Annotated in this window: 8 protein-coding genes and 1 pseudogene; 6 read left to right on the top strand and 3 right to left on the bottom strand. The window is 52.1% G+C overall.

Annotated features, from left to right (window positions below):
• Positions 1 to 61 precede the first annotated feature (61 nt).
• Positions 62 to 628: a plasmid partitioning protein RepB C-terminal domain-containing protein gene (locus K7W03_RS26315; protein ID WP_222887856.1), complete on the bottom strand. Its 567-nt coding sequence runs from the start codon at positions 626 to 628 to the stop codon at positions 62 to 64.
• Positions 625 to 2,199, bottom strand: coding sequence for a recombinase family protein (locus tag K7W03_RS26310; RefSeq protein WP_222887854.1), 1,575 nt, complete (start codon positions 2,197 to 2,199; stop codon positions 625 to 627). The genes K7W03_RS26315 and K7W03_RS26310 overlap by 4 nt, the downstream gene beginning before the upstream one ends.
• A gap of 60 nt (positions 2,200 to 2,259) precedes the next feature.
• Here K7W03_RS26310 and K7W03_RS26305 point away from each other — a divergent pair, with 60 nt between their 5' ends.
• The 6 genes and pseudogenes from K7W03_RS26305 to K7W03_RS26285 all read left to right on the top strand — a co-directional run bounded on the left by K7W03_RS26305 (position 2,260) and on the right by K7W03_RS26285 (position 5,498).
• Positions 2,260 to 2,622 (top strand): hypothetical protein, encoded by a 363-nt coding sequence (locus K7W03_RS26305; RefSeq protein ID WP_222887852.1) that lies wholly within the window; start codon positions 2,260 to 2,262, stop codon positions 2,620 to 2,622.
• 134 nt (positions 2,623 to 2,756) lie between these two features.
• Positions 2,757 to 3,005, top strand: a complete 249-nt coding sequence (locus K7W03_RS26300; protein WP_222887850.1) for a BrnT family toxin — start codon at positions 2,757 to 2,759, stop codon at positions 3,003 to 3,005.
• A complete protein-coding gene (locus tag K7W03_RS26295) occupies positions 2,998 to 3,255 on the top strand; it encodes a BrnA antitoxin family protein (RefSeq protein WP_222887848.1) in 258 nt (85 codons plus the stop codon). Before K7W03_RS26300 ends, K7W03_RS26295 begins: the two co-directional genes overlap by 8 nt.
• 330 nt (positions 3,256 to 3,585) lie before the next feature.
• Positions 3,586 to 3,759, top strand: a pseudogene (locus K7W03_RS28405) (DUF6538 domain-containing protein); the annotation flags it as partial.
• 3 nt (positions 3,760 to 3,762) lie between these two features.
• Positions 3,763 to 4,833, top strand: coding sequence for a site-specific integrase (locus K7W03_RS26290; RefSeq protein WP_222887845.1), 1,071 nt, complete (start codon positions 3,763 to 3,765; stop codon positions 4,831 to 4,833).
• Positions 4,834 to 5,192: 359 nt separating this feature from the next.
• Positions 5,193 to 5,498, top strand: coding sequence for a hypothetical protein (locus K7W03_RS26285; protein WP_222887843.1), 306 nt, complete (start codon positions 5,193 to 5,195; stop codon positions 5,496 to 5,498).
• A 73-nt stretch (positions 5,499 to 5,571) separates the two neighbouring features.
• Here the strand turns inward: K7W03_RS26285 and K7W03_RS26280 are convergent, their stop codons facing one another.
• Entirely contained in the window at positions 5,572 to 6,081 is a 510-nt protein-coding gene (locus tag K7W03_RS26280; protein ID WP_222887841.1) for a hypothetical protein, read from the bottom strand.
• Between the last annotated feature and the right edge of the window lie 307 nt (positions 6,082 to 6,388).

The raw sequence follows: 6,388 nt of genomic DNA, 5'->3' as shown, positions 1-6,388 counted from the left end.
CAATACGCTCGCCCAACGCCACCTCCAAAAGGCAGCCTTGAATCAACGCCCGATCCTGCTGTCAACCTTTGTCCACGAAACCTAGCGCTGTCTGGGCATCTTGATCAGCTGCGTCCGCGATTTCGATTGCTACGCTAAGGGGGATCGTGCCGCTTTCGACCGATTGCAGTAGGCGCTGCTCCCCCGTTTCCAAAAGGTGGGCGACGCCACCAACATATTCGGCGGTTAAACCAGTTCGCTGCGCGATATCAGCAACAGAGTATCCACGCTTTCTCATCCCACCTATATCTTGAAGGAGGTCGATGGCTTTGTGTTGTCGACGTGCGCAATTCTCCACCAAGCTGGCGACTAGGCAGTCCTCCGGATCGGCGGTGACAACGAGGGCTGGAACTTCGGTCTGATCCAATGCCCTATAGGCTTCTAGGCGCCCTTGCCCGCAAACCAGATCATAATATGGGCCATCAGCTTCCGCGCGTCGGGTGACGGTGATAGGCCGTTTAAGACCGACCTTGCCGATGTTATCAACGATTTCTCGGAACACCCGGCCGTTCCTGATGCGTGGGTTTACAACCGTAATCCGGTCGATCGGGATTAGTTCAACCCTCTGTGCAGGCAGTGCGTTTGTCATGCCGCATTCCTTAATGGACGACGAGCGGCCATCCGATAAAACGACGAGAGATCGTCAAAACGGTAGGCATCGAACGAGAGGCCATTATATTCAGCCAAACGTAGAAGTGCGGTTCTCATATCCAGGCGAGGTAAGATGTAGAAGTCTTTAGGATGATCATTATTCTCATTCATCCTAGCTACGACTGTAATGTCCGGATTGAGCGCCGTGTCCAGTCTGACTTTCCATCTCAATGAGCCAGCACTGGTTTGAAAGAACCGGGCAATTATAACGGAGGCGGTAAACTCTTTATTGATAGTTAATATATCTGTTTCTTCATCAACAAGTGCGAAGCCTCCGGCCGCTTCGATACCAGTAATGACGTCAGCGACAATTGTAGGATGCAGTTCTCGGAGCTCCCTGTTAATTTGAAGATATCGATAATCACGGTCCGGTGCGAAGCCGACCAATGCATAAGCACGCAGCAAGCTCCCGAACCGAGAACGAAATGCGCTGCTAGATGGGGCGTCGCAGGCCTCGTCTATGATAATTCCAGAAAGAAGGCCGTTCCGGTCGAAGATCTTCTTCAGAGTTGCAAGCATCTCTACATCAGAAAGTTTTTCCGACCGAGCTGCAATGATGGCCTGAGCCTTTTCGAAAATAGTTTGGTCGATGATTGCGGCAAATGCACCGTCCGATCTTATCCAGTCTTCTGGGCTGTTGCGAGTATGCTCCCGTTTCAATTTAAAGGACGTGCGCCCCCAGACGTTGTTGCCGATGTATTTTTCATTGATCAGAAGTTGGTGGATTGAACCTCGCGTCCACGGGCGATCCAGATCGGACAGGATATTTCGGCCATTGAGCAGCGACGCAATCTCACGCTCCTGCATGCCGTCGTGAACAAAAAGGCGGTAAACATCCTGAACAATTTTCACTTCGGCGTCGGGTCCGGGAACAAGGATGACCCGGTCGGTTGCAATGCTCTTGTGTTCGCCTCGGCCTAATTCGCTCTTCTGGCGGCCGTCCTGATCGATGAGCACACGCCTTAGCCCAAAACCGGCCGGACCGCCCTGCCGGAAGCCAAGCCGGATCAAATTAGCCTGACCTGCAAAAACCTTCACTGAGAGTTCGCGGCTGTATTCGCCCGCCATTGCTCGTTTGACGGTTTTTATGATGGATGATCCGATGCTTCCGTCATTCTCAAGCGGTTCGGTGCAATAATGCACGGGCACACCGGCATGTCTGCATCTAAACTCGTAGGATGCGGCTTCATCTGTGTCCTGGAAACGGCCCAAGCGGCTGATATCGTACACAATGAGCGCTTTGAACTGGGCGCGACCTGACTCGATATCGTCCAGGAGACATTGCAACGCTGCGCGCCCGCCTAGATTAAGGCCGCTCTTCCCTTCGTCGGCATAGGTCTTGACGATCTCGTAGCCCCGCGCCTCTGCGTACTCCCTAATGGCTTGAGCCTGATTGTCGGTCGAATATCGCTGATGGTCCGTGGACATGCGGACATACTCAGCCGCTGGGATGCGCGGCCCTTCCTCTTGGGCGTCTGGTGCGCCGGGCTGGTTCCAGTTGATAACCATACCAGTCTCGCGTTGGCAGGATGTGCCAGCTGGTCGGCTTACTATGGAAGGCGGTGAAGTATGCTTCCTAATACCGGAACTCGACTTCCGAAACGGCCATTATATTCGGATTTGGATATCGCAGATGCTATCAGTCGGGCGCTCACCGACGAACTCGGCGGCTCTCGACGGGCAGCAAAGACCGTGATGAAGTGGGCTGATGTGAGCGATCGGTCGGCCCGCGCTTGGCTGAATGGGCAGAGTTGCCCGAGCGGAAGAAACCTACTTGTGCTGGCTGCGCATTCACGGCGGGTAATGACGGCGCTGCTAAAGCTGCTGGGCTATGATCAGCTCATGGTTGCGCTCGACCTGCAAGAGATCGAAAATGAGCTTGAGCAGATGACTTTGCGTGTCAGGCACCTGCGCAGCGATATGTCGTTGTAGTTCGCTCGCGCCCCATCTGTGACGGGTGCGGCTGGAGGAGAGCTGCGCGGTTTCGAACGGGTATAGGTAGGCCAGTGTTTTCGCATCTACAAAAACTTCTTGCCTGATAGGGTATTTGTAGATACAAAAACATCATGGAAATCGAGTTCGACTCCGCAAAGGATGCCGCCAATATAGAGAAGCACGGCATATCTCTTTCGCGGGCCGCCGATCTGGAGCAGGCTGTTGTCGTTGAGGATGATCGGTTCGCCGAGCGTCGATTTCGCATTTATGGCCAAATTGATGGCCTGAACTATTGTGCCGCTGTGACGCTGCGTGGACGGGTTGTCCGAGTCATCAGCCTAAGACGGGCACATGCGAAGGAGACGAAGCGACATGCCTAAGAAGCCTCCCGTCATTTTCGACGATGATAATCCTGAATGGACTGAAGAGGATTTTGCGCGGGCGCGACCGATCAGCGATTTCCCTGAACTGGCTGCGGCTTTCCCAAAATCGAAGGGCGGACGGCCACGCGGATCAGCCAAGGAACAGGTTTCTCTGCGTATCGACAAGGAAGTGCTGGAACGCTTCCGCGCTGGTGGGCCAGGGTGGCAGTCCCGGATCAATGAAGTTCTGCGGAAGGCCGTCGCTTAAGCCGCTTCCAAGAAGGCGTATGCAGGTATAGCGCAGGTCGAATTTCGACGTCGTTTCCTACCAAAGTGCCTTCGATAGGAAGCGGACCAAACCGGATTTCCGCTGCGTTTGGGTCTGCCGTGGGGTAAGGCGAAAGTGCCTCCCCATTTCGTCCAAAAATTGGCGGAAAACCTGACCATTTCAGAAATGCGTCAGAGGCCTTCGTAATGCGAGGGTCACGTGTTCGAGTCACGTAAGCGCACCAGAACCTCTAACTAATTAATTTTGTTAGAGAAAATACGCAAATCGGGGCTTGTTACGACTGTCTGCTACAAACGTAGCAGGTGATTCTTGTCGACATATCTCCTTAAGCGCGATGGCGGTTCCTACTATTTCCGGCGCGCTATCCCTACGAATCTCCGCCCCTTCATTGGTGGGAGGCGGGAATGGGTTAAGTCCCTTGGCACAAAGAGCAGGCACGAAGCCAAGCAGCGCATTCCGCAACTGGTCATAGAGACAGACCGGGAGTTGAACCGCGCTGTCGCCATGCTGAATGGCGAGGTCTGTGCGGATGATGTGCCAGCCGAACGGTCGCCGGTGTTCATGTACAAGGCGGCGGAGCCTTCCCCTAATGCTCTCACAGGGGTGCCTGTGCGTCTTTTGGACACGCTGGACGAATATATTCAAGAGCAGCGAATAAAGCCCTCTACGGCTTCTGAATGGCGATCTATCATGAAGAAGCTAATAGCCTTCATAGGTCATGATGATGCCAGCCGACTAACCGTTGAACAGTTGGATAGCTGGCGTGACATGCTTCTTACAGAGAATACTAAGCGGGGAACCATACGTGATCCCGGAACGGTCAAAGACAAATATCTGGCCGCTGTCCGAGCCACGTTGAATTGGGCTGTTGAGAAGAGGCGTCTGTCTGAAAACGTATCAACTAAGATTACCGTTAGGGTTCCTAAAAAGGCGCTGCTCAGGACAAGGGATTTTAACCCGGATGAGGTAAAGGCAATTCTATCTGCTACCCTGTCTGGTCCTTGGAGTGGCATTGATGAATTAAAGGCACTTGCAAGAAGGTGGATACCTTGGATTTGTGCATATACCGGCGCAAGGGTGAACGAGATTAGCCAGATAAGATACGATGATATCTTCAAATTAGATGATGTATGGGTGCTTAGAATAACACCAGAGGCCGGAACGGTTAAGTCCAATTCTACCCGTGTTATCCCTATTCATGGCCATCTTATTGAACAGGGTATTATTGATGCTCTTAAAACGGGAAATAAAGAAATATTCTATGATCCGACCCGGCGTCGAACTGGCGGTAGTAACGTTCGATATTCCAAGAAAGTAGGCGAAAGCCTTAGAGATTGGATTAGATCGGAAATAGGAATTATAGACCCAAACGTTCAACCTAATCACGGTTGGCGGCATACATTTAAAACATTGGCATTAGAGGTAGGGATACCGGAACGGGTTGCTGATTTTATTCAAGGTCATGCACCTAGAACCGTAGGGCAATCCTACGGTAGCGTGTCCCTTCCTGTCCTTGTTGCGGCTATTTCTAAGATACCCAGCTATGAATTTGGCTAAATTTTTTGATATTTGTTCGTTTAGGGTCGATGGCGGCATCTTTAGGTGAACTTGGCTACTCCGGCAGCGCGCCTCTCTAAGGGACGCTGTACGGCCTCTACGGGCAAATTAGAGCGTGCTTGCTGCTACAGTTGCCATTGATTGAAGCGGTAATCAATGTTCCGATAAACAGGTCACATAAGTGGATATAAAGAGTGTACGGAGATTGAGCAACAATATACCAGATAGGACGCCGGGATCATAAGATGAGTCATAAATTGCTACTTATATTACTAAGGCTGTTCTCGTTCACAATGTCCGGTTATCCATGATTCGCCGGTCACGAATTGGTCGGTACACACAAATATAAGGAAACCGAATTGAGTACCATTTATCCCCTCAGCCCTGCATCTATCCGTTGGTTGGAAGCGATCTTCCGTCGCCCTGAGCTTCAAGTGCCCGGTGGAACCGTGGTCAGGAAAATAAGCGGCGCGCCGCGATACATAACCCAAGCCGTGCTAACTGCGGTCGCAAGGCTCAAAGGTTTCGATGTGAAGGTTCACGGCTCCCTCTACCTGATATCGAATCCTGCCGTCGCATTCGGGAAGTTCGCAGGCAGCGAAGCTGCTCTTGAGGCCGGGATATTACCCTATCTGACAGGCAAAATGGCACTGCGACACAGGTAAAGCTATAGCGCGGGATAGCTGATCGCATCCCGCGCCGCCTGCTGTATGGAATGGCAAAAAGGGGTGTAAGCGGTCAGTCCGCTTTGGTGGTGACGACAGCATTAAGCTGCCCATGTGAGGATGCCGCCATCTGCTTTCGCGCAGATGCAATGGCAGCGCCGATCCCATGGAGATTTTCGACGCAAAAGCTGTTCGTCACAATGACATTTGGGTCTGATTGCGGCTGATAACCGCAATCGTCGATGTAGATCGCAGGTGCCTTCTCAAGGTCAGCCATAATGTCCTCAAGGGCGAAGCGGCCATGGATTTTTATGAACTTCTTAGGGTTGCGCTCAACAACCACGGGCTGGCTTAATTTGCCCGAAAACACTCGCCCTATGTCGAAATCCTTTTGTGATTTCGTCAGCCTCAAAGTGAAGCCATCAGCAGTCCTCCCATCGATATGAACAAGTGCCAACCAGCGTGGGGCGACTAGAAAGGTAAATCTACCCTGAGTGACACTGCATAGCGTCTTGCATTCTATCGTGGGCTGGGAGGTCGTTGGTGACGCGCCAGCCAGCAGAAAGGCGATAATCCACAGCATTGAGTTTTCATCGCACGATAAACTAGCATCTGCAACTGACGCCCTGTCTGGTTCTGGCTAACGGCAAAAATTGGTAGTTTGCTGCCTGCCACGCCTGCCATTAAGGTGAGGATCGGTATTTCTACCGCGATCACTGAACCAACAGCCGTACCAACCTACTCGATTGGTTTCCTAATGGCTGTTTTGCGTGGGTTCCCATCCGGTCCCTTGTTAATTTTAAACTTAGGGTCCAAACCCAATCATCCTCTTGAAAATCGGCACGCACATTGATTCAGGGGGGCTCCGCTGAAGCAGGAGGCCCTTGGAT

Origin of the sequence: Sphingobium sp. PNB (assembly GCF_019873065.1) — a bacterium.
In the GTDB taxonomy this organism is placed as follows: domain Bacteria; phylum Pseudomonadota; class Alphaproteobacteria; order Sphingomonadales; family Sphingomonadaceae; genus Sphingobium; species Sphingobium fuliginis.
Note: the sequence above shows the minus strand (reverse complement) of the source record. Positions and strands in the feature narration are given on the sequence as shown.

Excerpts from the sequence above, each read along its gene's own strand:
- K7W03_RS26315 (WP_222887856.1), bottom strand. The coding sequence starts at position 628 with ATGACAAACGCACTGCCTGCACAGAGGGTTGAACTAATCCCGATCGAC.
- K7W03_RS26310 (WP_222887854.1), bottom strand. The coding sequence starts at position 2,199 with ATGGTTATCAACTGGAACCAGCCCGGCGCACCAGACGCCCAAGAGGAA.
- K7W03_RS26305 (WP_222887852.1), top strand. The coding sequence starts at position 2,260 with ATGCTTCCTAATACCGGAACTCGACTTCCGAAACGGCCATTATATTCG.
- K7W03_RS26300 (WP_222887850.1), top strand. The coding sequence starts at position 2,757 with ATGGAAATCGAGTTCGACTCCGCAAAGGATGCCGCCAATATAGAGAAG.
- K7W03_RS26295 (WP_222887848.1), top strand. The coding sequence starts at position 2,998 with ATGCCTAAGAAGCCTCCCGTCATTTTCGACGATGATAATCCTGAATGG.
- K7W03_RS26280 (WP_222887841.1), bottom strand. The coding sequence starts at position 6,081 with ATGCTGTGGATTATCGCCTTTCTGCTGGCTGGCGCGTCACCAACGACC.